General features: G+C 35.5%; 15 protein-coding genes. 11 read left to right on the top strand and 4 right to left on the bottom strand.

What is annotated here, in order from left to right; all coding sequences use genetic code 11:
• The first annotated feature begins 115 nt into the window (after positions 1 to 115).
• The 9 genes from serS to ES676_RS06200 all read left to right on the top strand — a co-directional run bounded on the left by serS (position 116) and on the right by ES676_RS06200 (position 8,639).
• Positions 116 to 1,387, top strand: coding sequence for a serine--tRNA ligase (serS, locus tag ES676_RS06240; protein WP_148369440.1), 1,272 nt, complete (start codon positions 116 to 118; stop codon positions 1,385 to 1,387).
• Between the two features lie 463 nt (positions 1,388 to 1,850).
• Positions 1,851 to 3,632, top strand: coding sequence for a tetratricopeptide repeat protein (locus ES676_RS06235; RefSeq protein WP_148369438.1), 1,782 nt, complete (start codon positions 1,851 to 1,853; stop codon positions 3,630 to 3,632).
• A 65-nt stretch (positions 3,633 to 3,697) separates the two neighbouring features.
• The gene (locus ES676_RS06230; RefSeq protein WP_148369435.1) at positions 3,698 to 4,021 is read left to right on the top strand and encodes a DUF4286 family protein; all 324 of its coding nucleotides are present in this window, start codon (positions 3,698 to 3,700) and stop codon (positions 4,019 to 4,021) included.
• Between the two features lie 39 nt (positions 4,022 to 4,060).
• On the top strand, positions 4,061 to 4,855 hold the full coding sequence (rsmA, locus tag ES676_RS06225) for a 16S rRNA (adenine(1518)-N(6)/adenine(1519)-N(6))-dimethyltransferase RsmA (protein WP_148369433.1): 795 nt from the start codon (positions 4,061 to 4,063) through the stop codon (positions 4,853 to 4,855).
• Between the two features lie 20 nt (positions 4,856 to 4,875).
• Entirely contained in the window at positions 4,876 to 6,249 is a 1,374-nt protein-coding gene (gene mgtE, locus ES676_RS06220; RefSeq protein WP_148369431.1) for a magnesium transporter, read from the top strand.
• 117 nt (positions 6,250 to 6,366) lie between these two features.
• The gene (locus ES676_RS06215; RefSeq protein WP_148369430.1) at positions 6,367 to 7,302 is read left to right on the top strand and encodes a 2-hydroxyacid dehydrogenase; all 936 of its coding nucleotides are present in this window, start codon (positions 6,367 to 6,369) and stop codon (positions 7,300 to 7,302) included.
• An 81-nt stretch (positions 7,303 to 7,383) separates the two neighbouring features.
• The gene (locus ES676_RS06210) at positions 7,384 to 7,842 is read left to right on the top strand and encodes a DUF1801 domain-containing protein (RefSeq protein ID WP_148369428.1); all 459 of its coding nucleotides are present in this window, start codon (positions 7,384 to 7,386) and stop codon (positions 7,840 to 7,842) included.
• 2 nt (positions 7,843 to 7,844) lie between these two features.
• Complete coding sequence (locus ES676_RS06205; RefSeq protein WP_148369426.1) at positions 7,845 to 8,231, top strand: VOC family protein; 387 nt, start codon at positions 7,845 to 7,847, stop codon at positions 8,229 to 8,231.
• A gap of 72 nt (positions 8,232 to 8,303) precedes the next feature.
• Entirely contained in the window at positions 8,304 to 8,639 is a 336-nt protein-coding gene (locus ES676_RS06200; protein ID WP_148369424.1) for a TM2 domain-containing protein, read from the top strand.
• Between the two features lie 91 nt (positions 8,640 to 8,730).
• On the opposite strand, the gene ES676_RS06195 is transcribed toward ES676_RS06200, so the two are convergent.
• Genes ES676_RS06195 through ES676_RS06185 form a run of 3 tightly spaced genes read right to left on the bottom strand, consistent with a single transcriptional unit; the run spans position 8,731 to position 12,314 of the window.
• Positions 8,731 to 10,542, bottom strand: coding sequence for a GNAT family N-acyltransferase (locus ES676_RS06195; protein WP_148369422.1), 1,812 nt, complete (start codon positions 10,540 to 10,542; stop codon positions 8,731 to 8,733).
• Positions 10,543 to 10,584: 42 nt separating this feature from the next.
• Positions 10,585 to 11,835: an aspartate kinase gene (locus ES676_RS06190; RefSeq protein WP_148369420.1), complete on the bottom strand. Its 1,251-nt coding sequence runs from the start codon at positions 11,833 to 11,835 to the stop codon at positions 10,585 to 10,587.
• Positions 11,835 to 12,314 carry a GNAT family N-acetyltransferase gene (locus tag ES676_RS06185; RefSeq protein WP_148369418.1) on the bottom strand — a complete coding sequence of 160 codons (480 nt, stop codon included), beginning with the start codon at positions 12,312 to 12,314 and terminating at the stop codon, positions 11,835 to 11,837. Before ES676_RS06185 ends, ES676_RS06190 begins: the two co-directional genes overlap by 1 nt.
• Before the next feature lie 123 nt (positions 12,315 to 12,437).
• On the opposite strand from ES676_RS06185, the gene fbp reads away from it, so the two are divergent.
• Positions 12,438 to 13,445, top strand: coding sequence for a class 1 fructose-bisphosphatase (fbp, locus tag ES676_RS06180; protein ID WP_148369416.1), 1,008 nt, complete (start codon positions 12,438 to 12,440; stop codon positions 13,443 to 13,445).
• 99 nt (positions 13,446 to 13,544) lie between these two features.
• On the opposite strand, the gene ES676_RS06175 is transcribed toward fbp, so the two are convergent.
• Positions 13,545 to 13,976 (bottom strand): TerB family tellurite resistance protein, encoded by a 432-nt coding sequence (locus ES676_RS06175; protein ID WP_148369414.1) that lies wholly within the window; start codon positions 13,974 to 13,976, stop codon positions 13,545 to 13,547.
• Between the two features lie 281 nt (positions 13,977 to 14,257).
• On the opposite strand from ES676_RS06175, the gene mfd reads away from it, so the two are divergent.
• On the top strand, positions 14,258 to 17,596 hold the full coding sequence (mfd, locus tag ES676_RS06170; RefSeq protein WP_148369412.1) for a transcription-repair coupling factor: 3,339 nt from the start codon (positions 14,258 to 14,260) through the stop codon (positions 17,594 to 17,596).
• Positions 17,597 to 17,661: the final 65 nt, after the last annotated feature.

Here is a 17,661-nt window from a genome sequence, read left to right as displayed (position 1 = left end):
TGCGTTAAGGATTGATGCGGTATCCTTTTTTGTTTTTCACAAAAAAGATATAGCGGAAAGCCTGACTTTACGACGCTACTAAAAGCGAAGTAAAGTAACGCCCAAACAAAAAAATATGTTACAAATACCTTATATTAGAGAAAACAAAGCGCTTGTAATTTCGCGTTTAGCAAAACGAAATATTGATGCTACAGAAACGGTAAACGCTGTAATTGTGCTAGATGAAGAGCGCCGTGCTTTACAAACCGAGTTAGATAACACCCTAGCAGAATCGAACGCGATATCTAAAGAAATTGGTGTTTTATATACGTCCGGACAAGCGGAAAAAGCAAAGGGACTAAAAGCAAAAACTAGCGAATTTAAAGAGACTACAAAAACACTAAACGAGGCCCTTAACGCAAAAATCGAGGCGTTAAACGCCTTGCTTTACACCTTGCCAAATGTACCCAATGCAACGGTGCCTGCTGGAAATACTGACGAAGACAATGTGGAAATTTTTAGAGAAGGTGCTATTCCTACTTTATTTGATGGCGCGTTACCACATTGGGAATTGGCAAAAAAATATGACCTTATTGATTTCGAATTAGGAACTAAAATTGCGGGTGCTGGTTTTCCTGTTTATAAAGGGAAAGGGGCGCGTTTGCAACGTGCACTTATCGCTTATTTTTTAGATAAAAATACGGCGGCCGGTTATACAGAGTATCAACTGCCTCATTTAGTAAACGAGGCTTCTGCCTTTGGTACTGGACAATTACCCGATAAAGAAGGGCAAATGTACCACGTTACCGAAGATAATCTGTATTTAATTCCAACAGCCGAAGTTCCTGGAACTAACATTTTTAGAGATGTGGTTTTAAATGCCGATGAGTTACCTGTTGGGATTACGGGATATACACCGTGTTTTAGACGAGAAGCAGGTAGTTATGGTGCGCATGTAAGAGGTTTAAATAGATTACACCAGTTTGACAAAGTGGAAATTTTGCGCGTAGAGCACCCCGACAACTCCTATAAAGCACTAGACGGAATGGTAGAACACGTAAAAGACTTACTACAAGAATTAAAATTACCGTATAGAATTTTACGACTTTGTGGTGGTGATTTGGGTTTTACATCGGCACTTACCTTCGATTTTGAAGTCTTTTCTACAGCGCAAGATCGTTGGTTAGAAATTTCTAGTATTTCTAATTTTGAAACTTTTCAAGCCAACCGTTTAAAATTACGTTTTAAAAATAGTGATGGTAAAAACGAATTGGCGCATACCTTAAACGGAAGCTCTTTAGCATTACCACGTGTTTTGGCCGGGATTTTAGAGAATTATCAAACAGAGAAAGGGATTGAAATTCCTGAGGTTTTAATACCCTACACAGGGTTCTCAATTATTGATTAATAACTTTATAGTAGTATTTTTCCTATATATTTAATAATTAAATCGTTAAACTGTTAATAAAAGACGCTGTTTAACGATTTTTTTCGGTTATGCCTTGTCAGTTCCATTTTTAATTAGCATATTTACCAGATAAGATTTTAAAATGAAAAATATAAAACGCCTACTACTACTTGCAACACTCATTTTTTTAGCTATCAAATATTTATAACATAGCCTGTAGAGGATACCAAAGTAGTAAAAAATGGTTGCGCGTTTTAATAATAAAAATAAACACCCTTTAAAATATTTCCGATCGAGTAATTGAATCATCTTAAATATATGATTAATAGCACATTTATTTAGATTGGCAAAGCCTGATGTTTACATCGGGCTTTTTTTTGTTATGTAATTATGCGTTTATTTAGATCGTAATTTTAGCACGACTTTTGCAATTACATTTGCTATATTTACCTAAAGTATATTTATGCGATTTTTATTTATTTTATGCCTTTTTTCTTATAGCCTCGTTTTTTCTCAAAGTGAAAACTCTGCCCTAGCTGAAGACTATTTTAAAAATGGTGAATTTGAAAAAGCGCTTATTAGCTACCAAAAGCTATACAAGAACAATAGCAGCAGTCTAGACTATATTTACAAGTTGGTTAGAACACACCAACAATTACAGCAATATAAAGAAGTTGATACCTTTTTAAAAACTCTTATTGAAATTAAAAACTATCCGCCTTTTACAATAGAATTAGGCTATAATTACGCGCTTCAAAACGATACTATTACAGCGAATACGTATTATAATAACGTCATCAATTCGGTTACCAATAACCCCAGTTCTGCGTTTGCTGTTGGTCAATCTTTTCACAACCTATCGCTATTAAACCAGGCTATCGCTACATATACTAAAGCGATGGAGAGTAATACGGAGTTTAATTTCGATATGCAATTGGCCAGAATTTATGGAGAACAAGGTGATGTAAAAAAAATGTTTACCAAATACATAGAGTTTGGAGCCGATAACACCTCGTATTTAAATACGATTAAGAGAGAGCTTAACACCTTTATAAGTGAAAATAAAGACCATCAAAACAACAAAATTTTACGATTAATACTACTTAAAAAGATCCAAGACTCCCCAGATATCTTGTGGAATGAAATGTTGAGCTGGTTATTTATCCAGCAAAAAGAATATAATAAAGCATTTGCACAAGAAAAGGCCATTTACAAAAGAGAAATGGCATCGCTAGATCGCATAGAAGAGCTTGCCAACATAGCGCACAACCAAAAAGACAACGAGATTGCCACGTCTATCTTTACCTATATTGTAGAAAACACTCAGAATCTAGATTCTAAAATTAATGCGTATTACAATATTCTAAAAATTAAAACGAGTATAGCGTCTCCAGAAGATTATGAGACCATTAATAAAGAATATCTAGACGTTCTAGCAGAGTATGGCGGATTAATGAGTGCCATAGATTTAAAAATAGCTTATGGACACTTTTTAGCGTTCTATTTAAAACAAACCGACAAGGCAATTCACTTTTTAAAGGAAGCACTTAAAGCCGATGCTTCGCAACAAAAGATTGCGGAAATTAAATTAGAGTTAGGGGACATCTTAGTGTTAGAGGAAAAGTTTAACGAAGCCTTAATTTATTACACTCAAATACAACGCAGCCTTAAAAACAGCACCATTTCTCAAGAAGCACGTTTTAAAGTAGCAAAAACTAGTTATTATAAGGGTGATTTTAAATGGGCGGAATCCCAGCTTAAAATTTTAAAAGCATCCACATCGCAACTAACTGCAAACGACGCTTTAGATTTAAAACTCCTTATTACCGATAATAAGTTGGAAGATTCATTACACGTCGCTCTAAAGAGTTATGCCAAGGCCGATTTATTACATTTTCAGAATAAAAATGAAGAAGCCATTGCTTTACTAGATGGTATTTTAATTACGCATTCTTCCGAAGCGATTATTCCGCAAACGCTTTTAAAGCAAGCACAGCTTTTCGAAATTAAAAAACAATACGATAAAGCCATTGTAAACTACCAACAAATAATTGCTAATTATAACGATGGTATTTTAGTAGACGATGCTATTTATGGTATTGCGCTGTTGTACGATAAACAACTGGAGCAGCCCGAAAAAGCGAAACCGTTTTACGAAACAATTCTTTTTAACCACCAAGACAGCATCTTTTTTGTGGAAGCCCGTAAACGATTTAGAGCACTGCGCGGCGATTCTATTCAATAAATTAAAAGTCATTTCGCTTTGTATATAACTCAGAACTACTGTTATTTGCAAAAAAATATAGATTTATGTACATTTATAACGTTACCATAAACATCGATAATAGCGTTCACGACGAGTGGCTAAAGTGGATAAAAGAACATATTCCGCAAGTTTTAGCTACAGGTAAATTCTCTGAAGCGCGTTTTACAAAAGTATTAATAGAAGAAGAAATGGGCGGCCAAACCTACTCTATTCAGTACCGCTCTTATTCGCGTGCAGCACTAGACGCGTACTACAAAGAAGACGCCGATAAACTTCAGATTGAAGGCCTTGAAAAATTCGCCGATAAAATGCTCGCTTTTAGAACAGAACTTGAGATAATAGATGTATATTCTGTTAATTTTAAATAATATCCACCAGTATAAATAGCAACGCTTCAACATAAAAAAATGGCTTACAAAGGGAACAATCATCAAGTAAAAGCAAAAAAATTCTTAGGTCAGCATTTTTTAGAAGACGAAACTGTAGCCGAACGTATTGCCAACAGCATCAGCTTTAAGGGGTATAATAAAGTATTAGAAATTGGGCCAGGAATGGGCGTTCTCACTAAGTATTTATTAAAAAAAGAGTGTACGCTTTATGCTATAGAAATAGACACAGAAAGTGTAGCGTATTTAAAAAACAACTACTTGAATCTTGCGCCAAGAATTATAGAACAAGATTTTTTAAAATACGACGTTAGCGAAACCTTTAATAAAGAACCCTTCGCTATAATTGGTAATTTTCCGTATAATATATCTACGCAAATTGTATTTAAAACCTTAGCGTTAAGAGATCAGATTCCGGAATTTTCAGGAATGTTTCAAAAAGAAGTGGCGCAACGTATTTGCTCTAAGGAAGGCAGTAAAGTGTACGGTATTTTATCGGTTTTAACTCAAGCTTTTTACGACGCCGAGTACCTCTTTACCGTCCCCCCAACGGCGTTTACCCCACCACCAAAAGTAGAGTCTGGCGTTCTCGTTTTAAAACGAAAAGAAGACTTTAGCTTACCGTGCGACGACAAACTCTTTTTTAGAGTTGTGAAACAAGCGTTCCAACAACGCCGCAAAACACTTCGTAACAGTTTAAAAACGCTAGAATTAAGCGATAATTTGCGAGAAGACACTATCTTTGGCAAACGGCCAGAACAATTAAGCGTTCAAGCCTTTATAGAGTTAACGATGATGATTGAAAACGATAAATAAACCCTTTAAATTATTATTGTTTGATTGAGCAAAACGAAAACACACAATTCGAACTTACAGACGAACTTGTAGCACTGGTAGAACAACTTATCGCTTCACAAAGCGATACAGAACTACATACCCTTTTAAATGAATTTCACCACGCAGATATTGCCGAAATTCTTGACGAAGTCGGCTTAGAAGACGCTACTTACGTTATAAAACTGTTAGACTCAGAGACCACTTCCGAAATATTAATGGAACTGAACGAGGATAACCGTGAGAAAATATTAAAAACACTATCTGCCAAAGAAATTGCCGAAGAAGTTGAAGAGCTAGACACCGATGATGCGGCAGATATTATTTCCGAGCTTCCCGAAAGTCGTCAATTAGAAGTTATTTCTAATATTGAAAACGCGGCTCATAAAGCAGAAATTAAAGAACTTTTAGCCTACGATCAAGATACCGCTGGAGGTTTAATGGGTAAAGAGCTTGTAAAAGTCTATGAAAACTGGACGGTTGCCGGGTGTTTACGCCGTATTAGAGGCCAGGCCAAAGATGTTAAAAGAGTACATTCTATCTATGTTGTAGACCGCCAAAATAAACTTATTGGGCGTTTATCGCTAAAAGATTTAATTGTGGCAAAAAGCGATCAGAAAATTGCAGACATCTACATCAAAAGTGTAGATTATGTAAACGTAGAAGAAGGTGCTGAAGAAGTCGCAAAAATTATGCAAAAATACGACCTGGAAGCCATCCCTGTCGTTAACGATAACCAAACACTTTTAGGCCGTATAACTATCGACGATATTGTAGATGTTATCCGTGAGGAAGCCGACAGAGATTACCAAATGGCAGCCGGTATCTCGCAAGGCGTAGAGGCCGACGATAGCATTTGGAAACTTACAAAAGCCCGTTTACCATGGCTTTTAATAGGTGTATTTGGCGGCCTTGGTGCTGCCAGCATTATCGAATATTTTAACGAAGCTATGGGCTCATTTATCGTCCTGCTTAGTTTTGTACCGCTTATACAAGCCACCGCAGGAAACGTCGGTGTGCAATCCTCGGCCATTGTAGTGCAAGGTTTGGCAAACGACAGTGTAGATAGCAATATAGTAAAACGGCTTCTAAAAGAGTTTTTTCTTGCTATTGTTAACGGTTTCGCCATTGCCACTGTCGCTTTATTCATTACGCATTTTGTGTTCGGCACGCCTTATATTGTATCAATTACCATTGGTATTGCATTAATATCAGTCATTATTATGGCCGCACTAATTGGTACATTTATCCCTTTCTTTTTAGATAAAAGAGGTATAGATCCCGCGGTTGCAACAGGGCCTTTTATAACCACCAGTAACGATGTCTTTGGTATATTAACCTATTTTTTAATTGCAAAACTTATACTCGGTTTTTAAAGTTGGGCGTTACCTAAAAGGTCGCGCTTTCCATTGCAATCTTTTGCCGAAAAAGCAAAAGGATTTACACTGCAATCGCTAACGCAAAAAACCACACTTTTAAAATAAGTATCTATTATGAACATTCTCAACCTCGATTCCAATCACCCGCTTTTAATACAACAATTAAACGCTTTAGGGTTTACCAACGACGAAGATTACAGCACTTCAAAGGAAGGGATTGAAAAAATAATTCATAATTACGACGGTTTTATCATCCGCAGCCGATTTAAAATAGATGCCGATTTTTTAGACAAAGCCACAAAATTAAAATTTATTGCTCGTGTTGGTGCCGGATTAGAAAATATAGACTGTGCTTATGCCCACCAAAAGGGCATCACCCTTATAGCGGCCCCAGAAGGCAATTGTAACGCCGTAGGAGAACACAGCTTAGCAATGCTGCTCTCTCTATTCAATAAACTCAATACAGCAGACCGGGAAGTTCGTAGCGGCAAATGGTTACGAGAAAATAATCGCGGATTAGAACTCGATGGGAAAACCGTAGGCCTTATTGGGTACGGCAATATGGGGAAATCGTTTGCCAAAAAGCTACGTGGTTTTGAGGTTACAACCTTATGTTACGATATTAAACCCCAAATGGACGATGATAACGCGACGCAAGTCTCGTTGCAAGAACTACAACAACGTAGTGATGTCGTAAGTTTACATACTCCAGAAACGCCATTAACCACAAATATGGTAAATACCGAATTTATAAACGGGTTTGCAAAACCATTTTGGCTTATAAATACCGCGCGCGGTAAAAGCGTCGTAACCTCCAACCTGGTTTCGGCTTTAAAATCGGGAACTATTTTAGGCGCCGGCTTAGATGTTTTAGAATATGAAAAAGCTTCTTTCGAAAACTTATTTTCCAACGAACTGCCAGAAGCTTTCAAATATTTAATAAACTCAAAAAACGTACTACTCTCACCCCACGTTGCCGGATGGACTATAGAAAGTAAAGAAAAACTTGCTCAAACCATAGTCAATAAAATAAAAGCTAAGTTCTGTTAATTGGCATTTACACCTTTCCTTTTACCTTTTCAATGCATTTATTATATCTTTAAAGTCCTTAATATTTAAAGACGATTATAAATGCAATACAAAGCCGATACGCCAGAAGAGTATAGTAATCAACTTCCAGAAAACCGTAGAGAATCCATAAATAAACTTCGACAAACCTTTCTTGCTAATCTTCCCAAAGAAATGGAAGAAGTTGTTAGCTACGGTATGTTAGGTTATGTGATACCGCATTCTGTTTATCCCGATGACTACCATTGTGATCCTAAAACACCACTGCCATTTATCAATTTGGCGTCACAAAAAAATCATATAGCCATTTACCACTTGGGATTGCATGCGCATACAGAGGTACGCGATTGGTTTACTTCCGAGTACGCAAAACGTTGTAAACAAAAGTTAGATATGGGAAAAAGCTGTATCCGCTTTAAAAACATCGAAGCTATTCCTTTCGATCTTATCGGTGAGCTCGCCGCAAAAATGAGTACTAAAGAATGGATAACAATTTACGAAACCGCAATTAAAAATAAATAATTATGAAAAAACGCGTGACAGGTATTGGCGGTCTTTTTTTTAAAACCGAAGACCCAAAAGCAACTAAAGATTGGTATAAAAAACATTTAGGTTTTAATACCGACGAGTACGGGGCTACTTTTTGGTGGAAAGATAAAGAAGATAATGAATCCTCTACACAATGGAGCCCCTTTAAAACCGATACCGAGCATTTCGAACCCTCGAAAAAGGATTTTATGTTCAACTATCGCGTAGAAAACTTAAAAGAGCTTTTAGCAGCGTTAAAAAGTGAAGGCGTTACTATTGTAGGTACAATGGAAGAATATGACTATGGTAAATTTGGTTGGATTTTAGATAACGATGGTAATAAAATTGAACTTTGGGAACCCATTGACGATGCTTTTAAGTAAAACGCCCCTTTTTTTTAGTACTTTTATATCTTAACAGTATAGCAAAAAAATACTAACCTCAAAAAAGACACCATGAATACTATCAAAGACGACGCAAACGAATTCGCTTCAGAAGCTAAAAAAACAGCTAACGAATTCTCTAATAACGCTAGAGATACTTTTGGAAATAATAAAAATGTTGAAAACAAGAAAATCTTAGTTGGAATATTAGCCTTATTTCTTGGTTATTTAGGCGTACATAAATTTATTTTAGGTTACAACAAAGAAGGTATTATTCAACTCATTGCCTCTATAGTAACTTGTGGGATTGCTGGAATTATTCCTTTTATTGAAGGCATAATATACCTTACAAAAACCGATGAAGAATTCTACAACACTTACCAATTAGGTAAAAAGGGATGGTTCTAAAACCTAAAAAAAGGCTAAACACACAGTATTTAGCCTTTTTTATATCTCGTTTATCTCAATTTTACGCAATACCCACGTTTACTTATCCGCGTTATTTATCCCCGTTATTTGAAACCTTACTTTCTAATTCCGCCTGAAATTCTTCCATTACAGGTCTTACGGTACTCTCCGGTAAATCGGCAATTTTAATATACATTAATCCGTCTACCGCATTATTAAATAAAGGGTCAACATTAAAAGCGACCAATCGTGCGTTTTGTTTAATGTATTTTTTAAGCAATACCGGTAATCGTAATGCACCCGGCTCAATTTCATCGATAATCTTATCAAACTTATTCAAATCGGCTTCGGTGGCATCAAAAACAAAATCTTTATCAGCGTCTTTAAGCTTCACTTTAAATTCTTTTTTCGGGTGCACGTATTGCGCCACATAAGGATCGTAATAGTGCGATTTCATAAACTCGATCATTAGCGATTTCGAGAAATTAGAAAACTGATTACTAATACTAACCCCTCCAATTAAATATTTATGCTCCGGGAAACGCAATGTGGTATGCACAATTCCTTTCCATAATAAAAATAAAGGCATTGGTTTTTGCTGATAGCTTTTAATAATAAATGCACGGCCCAGCTCTATGGATTCGCCCATCATTTTATATAATTCGGGCTCAAAACGAAACAAATCTTGTAAATAGAAGCCATCGATTCCGTGTTTGGCAAATATCTTAGAACCCAAGCCCATTCGGTAGGCGCCAACAATTATTTTGGAATCACTATCCCATAAAAACATATGGTGATAATAGGTGTCAAAACTGTCTAAATCTATGGCTTCATTGGTACCTTCTCCTACTTCTCTAAAAGTAATCTCACGCAAACGCCCAATTTCTCTAATAATATTAGGAATGTCCTTAGCAGGTGCCAAATACACTTCGTAATTTTTACTCACTAATAGACGCTTATCGTTTTCTAAAAGCGCTTCAACTTCTTTAATCATAATATCTGCCGCCACAGGTGTTACAATTTTTTTAGGAATTTTAAACCCTTTTAAAGAAGAAGAAATAGTATTTATAATTTTCTCTTTCGGTTCGAAAGTGTTCGATAACATATATGTTTTACGGCGAATAAAATCGGTAAAACTTTGTAGATCTTTATGTTCGTTTTGGTCGTTTACAGAAATCGGTTTTCCCACGCGCACTTTAATAGTTCGGCGTTTCTGGGTTAACACTTCCGATGGTAATTTTGCTGTTCTAAACGTATCGCTAATTTTAGACAATTTATAAAACAACTTGCTGTTTTTAGCGTGAAAGTAAATAGGCACAATAGGTACATTTGCTTTTTGCGCTAATTTCATCGCTGCTTCTTCCCAAGGTTTGTCGACCACCAATTTACCATCCCTATAAGTAGAGACTTCGCCTGCAGGAAAGATCCCAAGAGGATGTCCGTCGCGTAAATGCGCAATAGCACTTTTAAAACCGGCAATGCTGGACTTAGCATCTTTCCTATCTTCAAAAGGATTAACTGGCATTATGTATGGCGCCATTGGCGCGATACGATGGAGTAAAAAATTACCTATTATTTTAAAATCCGAACGCTCTTCTAGCATTAATTTTAATAATAAAATACCATCAATCCCCCCTAATGGATGATTAGAAACAGTGATATAAGCCCCTTCCTTTGGGAGTCGTTTTAAATCTTCTTCAGGAATTTCAAATTTAATTTGAAATTCATTTAAGATAGCATCTAAAAACTCGATTTCTGATAAATGTTTATTACGATCGTAGACTTTATTAAGCGTAGAAATTTTAAGAACTTTCATTAGCACCCAGCCACTAAAAGTACCAAAAACCCCGTATTTATCAAGGTGTATCGCTTTTGATACCTCCTTTGCTGTTACTAATCCCATTGTATATTTTAGAAGTTAACACTTACAAATGTAAGCAATACTTTATTTAGTTACTATTTGTACGGTTTGCTGAAACATCTGTTTTAACAAAACGTCTTTACCGTTTTCTAAGGCTTTTATAGCACCGTCGTCATAATGCCGAATAGTATATAATGACACGTTTTCCTTACACGTTACTTTAAACTTAGCTTTTAAATGTAATAATAACTTTTCTAAGTTATTGTATGCGTCGTCAAAACAAACCGAAAAACTTATTGCCGAATTTTGAATAACATCAACCTTCATTTTATGCAACGCTAGTAAATTAAAGATGTCGCTTATATTTTCTTCAACAACATACGAAAAGTCTAACGTTGAAAGCGACAGTAATATTTGATTCTGTTTTAATATAAAACACGGTGTATTTGGTTGTATTCCATCGGACTTTCTGACTATTGTACCTGGATTTTCAGGATTAATAAACGATTTTACATGCAAAGGTATTTCTTTTCTTTGTAATGGCTGCAGTGTTTTTGGATGTATTACCGAGGCGCCATAAAAAGCCAACTCAATAGCTTCTGTATAAGAAATAGTATTTAGTAAAACCGTGTTTTTAAAGTGCCTAGGATCTGCATTGAGCACTCCGGGCACATCTTTCCAGATCGTAACATCGGTGGCATTTAAACAATACCCAAAAATTGCAGCCGAATAATCACTTCCTTCGCGACCTAAAGTGGTTGTAAAGTTGTTAGGATTGCTGGCTATAAATCCTTGTGTGATATATAAAGTTGAAGCCTCTACGACTTCTGAAATGTTTTTTTGAGTTTGCTCCCAATTCACATTAGCGCGTCTGTAAAAACTATCGGTTTTTATGCACGTTCTTACATCGAGCCACGTATTTTTAATGGATTGCTCATTTAAATACGCGCTTACAATAGTTGTAGAAAGTAACTCGCCATAGCCTATAACTTGATCGTAAACAAAATTATAATCGGGTGATTTATTGGTTTTAAAGAACAATGTTAATTCTTCAAAAAGCAGTGATACTGATGTGTATACAGAGTGATTTTTATTCTCAAAAAGGGCTTCAACAATAGTTAAATGATATATTTTTACAGTATCAATTTCATTTATCAATCCCTTAGGATTATTAAAATATTGATGAATTACGCGTTCAATAGCATTGGTCATCTTTCCCATTGCAGACACCACCAATAGCGTGCGCGAATACCCAACTGTATTGAGAACATGCACGACATTTTTTACGCCGTTGGCATCTTGAATTGAAGCGCCTCCAAATTTAAAAACTCTCATTAAATAGTCTTAAGATATCCTTTTATGGCTTTTTCGTTAAGGTGAACGACATCCCAATCGCGCATAACATTAGCGCCTTTTTTTTCGTAAAAATTAATGGCAGGTGCGTTCCAGTCTAACACTTCCCAGCTAATACGCTTAACGCCCAATTGGTCGCCATATTTTACAACCGTATTAAGTAATGCGGTTCCTAAACCTGTACCGCGCATTTTCTCACTAACAATTAAATCTTCTAAATGTAAAACAGCGCCTTTCCAAGTCGAAAATCGCATATACACCAATGCAATTCCCACGACATTAGCTTCAGTTTCGGCAACGAAACAGGTGAATTTTGGATGCGCTCCAAACCCATCAATTTCTAAATCTTTAACCGTAACTTCTACTGCATCAGGCTCTTTTTCATAAACGGCCAACTCATTGATTAAGTTTAAAACGGCGGTCATATCCTTTTTTTCAGCTAAACGAATGTTGTAACTCATACTCTCTAATTTAGTGGGCAAATATAGTTTAAAGTTAATAGGTCTAAAAGATTTATCTGTATTGAAACCTATCTAATGTGTTAAAAAATACGATATTTGCAAAAACAACACTACACAATACTTATGTCTCGAAAAAATCAAACCTTAGGCGAATTCATTATTGAAAACCAGTCGTCTTTTAAATACACATCTGGAGAATTATCCCGATTAATTAACTCAATTAGACTCGCTGCGAAGGTGGTAAGTCACGAAGTAAACAAAGCTGGGTTAGTTGATATTATTGGTGCCGCTGGAGATGTAAACATTCAAGGTGAAGACCAACAAAAATTGGATGTGTATGCCAACGATAAATTTATACAAACGCTTAAAAATAGAAATATCGTCTGTGGTATTGCAAGTGAAGAAGAGGACGATTTTATTACAATAAACAGTCAGGATGAAAACAACCAGAATAAATATGTGGTTTTAATAGATCCTTTAGATGGTTCTTCAAACATCGATGTTAATGTATCGGTAGGTACTATTTTTTCTATTTACAGACGTGTTACACCTATTGGAACCCCTGTTACTATAGACGACTTTTTACAGGAAGGAAACCAACAAGTCGCTGCCGGTTATGTGGTTTACGGCACTTCTACAATGTTAGTTTACACTACGGGCGCAGGTGTCAATGGTTTTACGTTAAACCCAGCAATTGGTACGTTTTATTTATCGCACCCAACTATGGAATTCCCAGAAAATGGAAACATATACTCGGTTAACGAAGGAAATTACATTCATTTTCCACAAGGTGTAAAAGACTATATTAAATATTGCCAAATGGAAGAAGATAACAGACCATACACGGCGCGTTATATAGGATCGTTAGTCTCCGATTTCCATAGAAATATGATAAAAGGAGGTATCTATATGTACCCTAAAAGCTCTAAAGCGACGAACGGAAAGTTGCGTTTATTATACGAATGTAATCCTATGGCTTTTATTGCTGAACAAGCCAATGGTAAAGCTAGCGACGGGGTTACAAGAATATTAGATATTAAACCAACCGAGCTTCATGAGCGTGTTCCGTTTTTCTGCGGAAGCAAAACAATGATGAATACTCTAGAAGACTTTATTCAAAAAGGGAAATAGATAAAACTAATACAAAAGGTAACGTAATTAACAAAGAAAAAAAGCGAGCTCATAAAATTATGAGCTCGCTTTTTATTATACTAATTTTTAAATAGCGTATTATCTATTCATTTGCTTAATTTCATCGATAAAGGTATCGACATCTACACCATCACTGACTAAGGTTAATGCTTTGTCTACGACATAAGCCACATTTTCGTGAGAAAATCCTAAACCTACCGCGATTTTGCGAAGTAAAATTTCTTCGGTATCCCCTTTAATATGATCTACATAAACCATACGAGATAAATCGTACAATCGCTCTAAACGTCTATCGTAAGTTGTTGGTGGATTAATGGGATGCGATTGGTAATCTTTCAAGATTATTTCATAATCGCCTTCACTAATATCTAAATTACGAGCCAATCGGTCTAAAAAGGCTTTCTCTTCAGTACTAATAATTCCATCATCCATTGCAACTCTTACAATCGAAGCAAAATGATCTTCATTACGCTTTTTAAATCCACTATCGAATAAATCTGAAAATGACATATATGTATTGTTTTATCTGCTGCAAATATAACTAAAGTTAAATCCTTTTAAAATTAAAACTTTCTTTTTTTAACAGAGTCATTTTTGAACTAAAAACAGATTAAAAAACTAATTTATAACTTCTAACAGGTCTGTTTAATAAAAATATATAACCTTTTTTTAAAGGTAATTAGCACTGTGTAACCTTCAATACTCAGATAGCACGACCCATAATACACTATTAAAAATTCGGTATTTAAAATTAGACAAGTAAAACCTATCTTTGTACAAAATTAAAATTCGTGAGCAAATCTATAATCTCGCAAGTCTATTCAAAGTCTTTGCAACTGCAAAAACTGCAAACTGCTATTGCCCAACCTGAAAGTAAGACCCATTTAAAAGGACTTGTGGGCTCCTCATTATCCTTCGTTTTAAGCGAAACTTTTAAAACTGCAGATAAACCTTTTCTTATTATTTTAAACGATAAAGAAGAAGCTGCTTTTTACTTAAACGATTTAGAACAACTTCTTAACCCTAAAGATGTTTTGTTTTACCCCGGCAGCTACCGTAGGCCTTACCAAATTGAAGGCACCGACAATGCTAATGTTTTACTGCGATCGGAAGTTTTAAACCGGATTAATTCGCAAAAAAAACCCGCCGTAATTGTCACGTATCCCGATGCGCTTTTCGAAAAAGTAGTGACTAGAAAAGAACTAGAACGCAACACCCTAAAAATTAACGTTGGCGATAATTTATCCATAGATTTTGTCAACGAAATCTTATTTGAATACAAATTTAAACGCGTTGATTTTGTTACCGAACCTGGCGAGTTTTCTGTTCGTGGCGGTATTGTAGATGTCTTTTCCTTTTCGCACGATGAGCCGTTTAGAATTGAATTTTTCGGTGACGATGTGGATAGCATTAGAACCTTCGATGTAGAAACCCAATTGTCTAACGAGCAGATAAAAAAAATTGGCATTATTCCAAATGTCGAAAACAAACTTTTAGAGGAAACAAGAGCTAGTTTTTTAAAATATATTGCTCAAAAAACAATTATTTATACTAAAAATCTTGATCTACTATTTTCAAGAATCGACGATTTCTTTGGCAAAGCGGAAGCTGCATTTCAAAGCTTATCGTCTGAGATTAAACACGCAGAGCCTACCGCTTTGTTTTGTAATTCTACGGTGTTAAAAAAACAGCTATTAGAGTTTACCTTAGTAGAGTTTGGCAGCCACTCTTGGTTAAACAGCTCGACGGTAATAACATATAACACGACACCTCAACCCGCTTTTAATAAGCAATTTAATTTATTAATAGATAATTTAAATAGCAACCATAACAAAGGGTTTACTAATTATATCGCTTGCATTAGCGAGCAACAAGCTAAGCGTTTTCACGATATATTTAACGATGTAGAGCAAGAGGTAAGTTATACAACCCTCACGTTATCGTTATTTCAAGGTTTTGTAGATCACGATAACAAAATTGTGTGCTACACCGATCATCAAATTTTTGAACGCTACCATAAGTTTCATCTTAAAAATGGGTATGCAAAAAAGCAAGCCATCACTTTAAAAGAATTAACCAATTTAGATATTGGTGATTATGTAACTCATATCGATCACGGTATTGGACGTTTTGGCGGACTTAAAAAAATTGATGTTGAAGGCAATAAACAAGAAGCAATTAAATTGGTGTACGGCGAGCGCGATATTTTATATTTAAGTATCCATTCGTTACATAAAATAACCAAGTTTAACGGTAAAGATGGCAAGCCTCCAAAAGTTTATAAATTAGGTAGTAAAGCTTGGAAAACACTTAAAGAGAAAACAAAAGCCCGTGTAAAACACGTTGCTTTCAATTTAATAAAACTATACGCCAAACGGAAATTAGAAAAAGGATACCAGTATAGCCCAGATACTTATTTACAGCACGAATTAGAAGCGTCGTTTATATACGAAGATACGCCAGACCAAAGCACAGCCACTGGAGATATTAAAGCAGATATGGAAAGTGAGCGCCCAATGGATCGTCTAATTTGTGGAGATGTTGGTTTCGGTAAAACCGAAGTGGCCATTCGTGCGGCTTTTAAAGCGGTAGATAATGGAAAACAAGTTGCCGTTTTAGTACCGACTACCATTTTAGCATTTCAACACCATAAAACGTTTTCAGAACGACTTAAGGAATTTCCTGTAACCGTAGATTATTTAAACCGTTTTAGAACACCTAAGCAAAAAAAAGAAACCTTAGAAAAATTAGAAAAAGGACACGTCGATATTATTATAGGCACCCACACGCTCGTCAATAAAAACATAAAATTTAAAAACTTAGGCTTACTAATCGTCGATGAAGAGCAGAAATTTGGTGTTGCCGTAAAAGAAAAGCTTAAAACACTAAAAGAAAATGTCGACGTATTAACGCTAACGGCGACACCAATACCTAGAACGCTTCAGTTTAGTTTAATGGCAGCTCGCGATTTATCGGTAATTACAACTGCCCCGCCAAATAGACATCCTATAGAAAGTAATGTAACGCGTTTTAACGAAGAAACTATTCGCGATGCGGTGAGTTATGAAATTCAACGTGGCGGGCAAATTTTCTTTATCCATAATAGAATTGAAAACATAAAAGAAGTCGCGGGAATGATTCAGCGGTTGGTTCCCGATGCTAAAATTGGGATTGGTCACGGCCAAATGGAAGGTAAAAAACTGGAATCTTTAATGCTATCGTTTATAAACGGTGAATTTGATGTTTTAGTAAGTACTACCATTATTGAAAGCGGTCTAGATGTACCCAATGCGAACACTATTTTTATAAATAATGCGAATAATTTTGGCTTGAGTGATTTACACCAAATGCGTGGTCGTGTAGGACGAAGCAATAAAAAAGCCTTTTGTTATTTTATTACACCAGAATATTCTGCAATGACCGATGACGCGCGTAAACGTATTCAGGCATTAGAGCAATTTACGGCTTTAGGTAGTGGTTTTAATATCGCAATGAAGGATTTAGAGATTCGTGGTGCCGGTGATTTATTAGGTGGTGAACAAAGTGGATTTATTAATGAAATAGGATTCGATACCTATCAGAAAATATTAAATGAAGCGATTGAAGAATTAAAGCAAAACGAGTTTGCCGATTTATATCCCGATGAGATTCAAGATAAAGAATATGTGAAGGATATGACCATCGATACCGATTTCGAATTACTATTTCCTGATGATTATGTGAATAATATTGCAGAACGCTTAAATTTTTACACGCAATTAAATACGTTTAAAACAGAAGAGGAACTTCAAAAATTTGAATTGGATGTTGTAGACCGCTTCGGGGAATTACCTGTGCAAGTGGTAGATTTATTTAATAGCGTGCGCTTAAAATGGATAGCTACTAAATTAGGCATTGAAAAAGCTATAATGAAAAAAGGTAAATTAATTTGCTATTTTGTTAACGACCAACAGAGCAAATTTTATCAAAGTCAGAATTTTAATTTAGTAATTCAATACGTTCAAAAGCACCCACAATCGTGTAAGATGAAAGAAAAAGAAACGCGAAATGGCTTACGACTCATTATTACTTTCGATAAAATTAAATCGGTAAATCAGGCACTTTCTGCTTTAAAACCGATTTTAAATTAATACTTTTAAGACGACGTTAATCTTTTTTAATGCTTTAATGCTTTTGAGACACGAACTGGCTTAAC

This window comes from Bizionia saleffrena (assembly GCF_008086175.1).
Lineage (GTDB): Bacteria > Bacteroidota > Bacteroidia > Flavobacteriales > Flavobacteriaceae > Bizionia > Bizionia saleffrena.
Note: the sequence above shows the minus strand (reverse complement) of the source record. Positions and strands in the feature narration are given on the sequence as shown.

What these genes read in the sequence shown, in the direction of transcription:
- serS (WP_148369440.1), top strand. Translation starts at nt 116, where the DNA reads ATGTTACAAATACCTTATATTAGAGAAAACAAAGCGCTTGTAATTTCG.
- ES676_RS06235 (WP_148369438.1), top strand. Translation starts at nt 1,851, where the DNA reads ATGCGATTTTTATTTATTTTATGCCTTTTTTCTTATAGCCTCGTTTTT.
- ES676_RS06230 (WP_148369435.1), top strand. Translation starts at nt 3,698, where the DNA reads ATGTACATTTATAACGTTACCATAAACATCGATAATAGCGTTCACGAC.
- rsmA (WP_148369433.1), top strand. Translation starts at nt 4,061, where the DNA reads ATGGCTTACAAAGGGAACAATCATCAAGTAAAAGCAAAAAAATTCTTA.
- ES676_RS06215 (WP_148369430.1), top strand. Translation starts at nt 6,367, where the DNA reads ATGAACATTCTCAACCTCGATTCCAATCACCCGCTTTTAATACAACAA.
- ES676_RS06210 (WP_148369428.1), top strand. Translation starts at nt 7,384, where the DNA reads ATGCAATACAAAGCCGATACGCCAGAAGAGTATAGTAATCAACTTCCA.
- ES676_RS06205 (WP_148369426.1), top strand. Translation starts at nt 7,845, where the DNA reads ATGAAAAAACGCGTGACAGGTATTGGCGGTCTTTTTTTTAAAACCGAA.
- ES676_RS06200 (WP_148369424.1), top strand. Translation starts at nt 8,304, where the DNA reads ATGAATACTATCAAAGACGACGCAAACGAATTCGCTTCAGAAGCTAAA.
- ES676_RS06195 (WP_148369422.1), bottom strand. Translation starts at nt 10,542, where the DNA reads ATGGGATTAGTAACAGCAAAGGAGGTATCAAAAGCGATACACCTTGAT.
- ES676_RS06190 (WP_148369420.1), bottom strand. Translation starts at nt 11,835, where the DNA reads ATGAGAGTTTTTAAATTTGGAGGCGCTTCAATTCAAGATGCCAACGGC.
- ES676_RS06185 (WP_148369418.1), bottom strand. Translation starts at nt 12,314, where the DNA reads ATGAGTTACAACATTCGTTTAGCTGAAAAAAAGGATATGACCGCCGTT.
- fbp (WP_148369416.1), top strand. Translation starts at nt 12,438, where the DNA reads ATGTCTCGAAAAAATCAAACCTTAGGCGAATTCATTATTGAAAACCAG.
- ES676_RS06175 (WP_148369414.1), bottom strand. Translation starts at nt 13,976, where the DNA reads ATGTCATTTTCAGATTTATTCGATAGTGGATTTAAAAAGCGTAATGAA.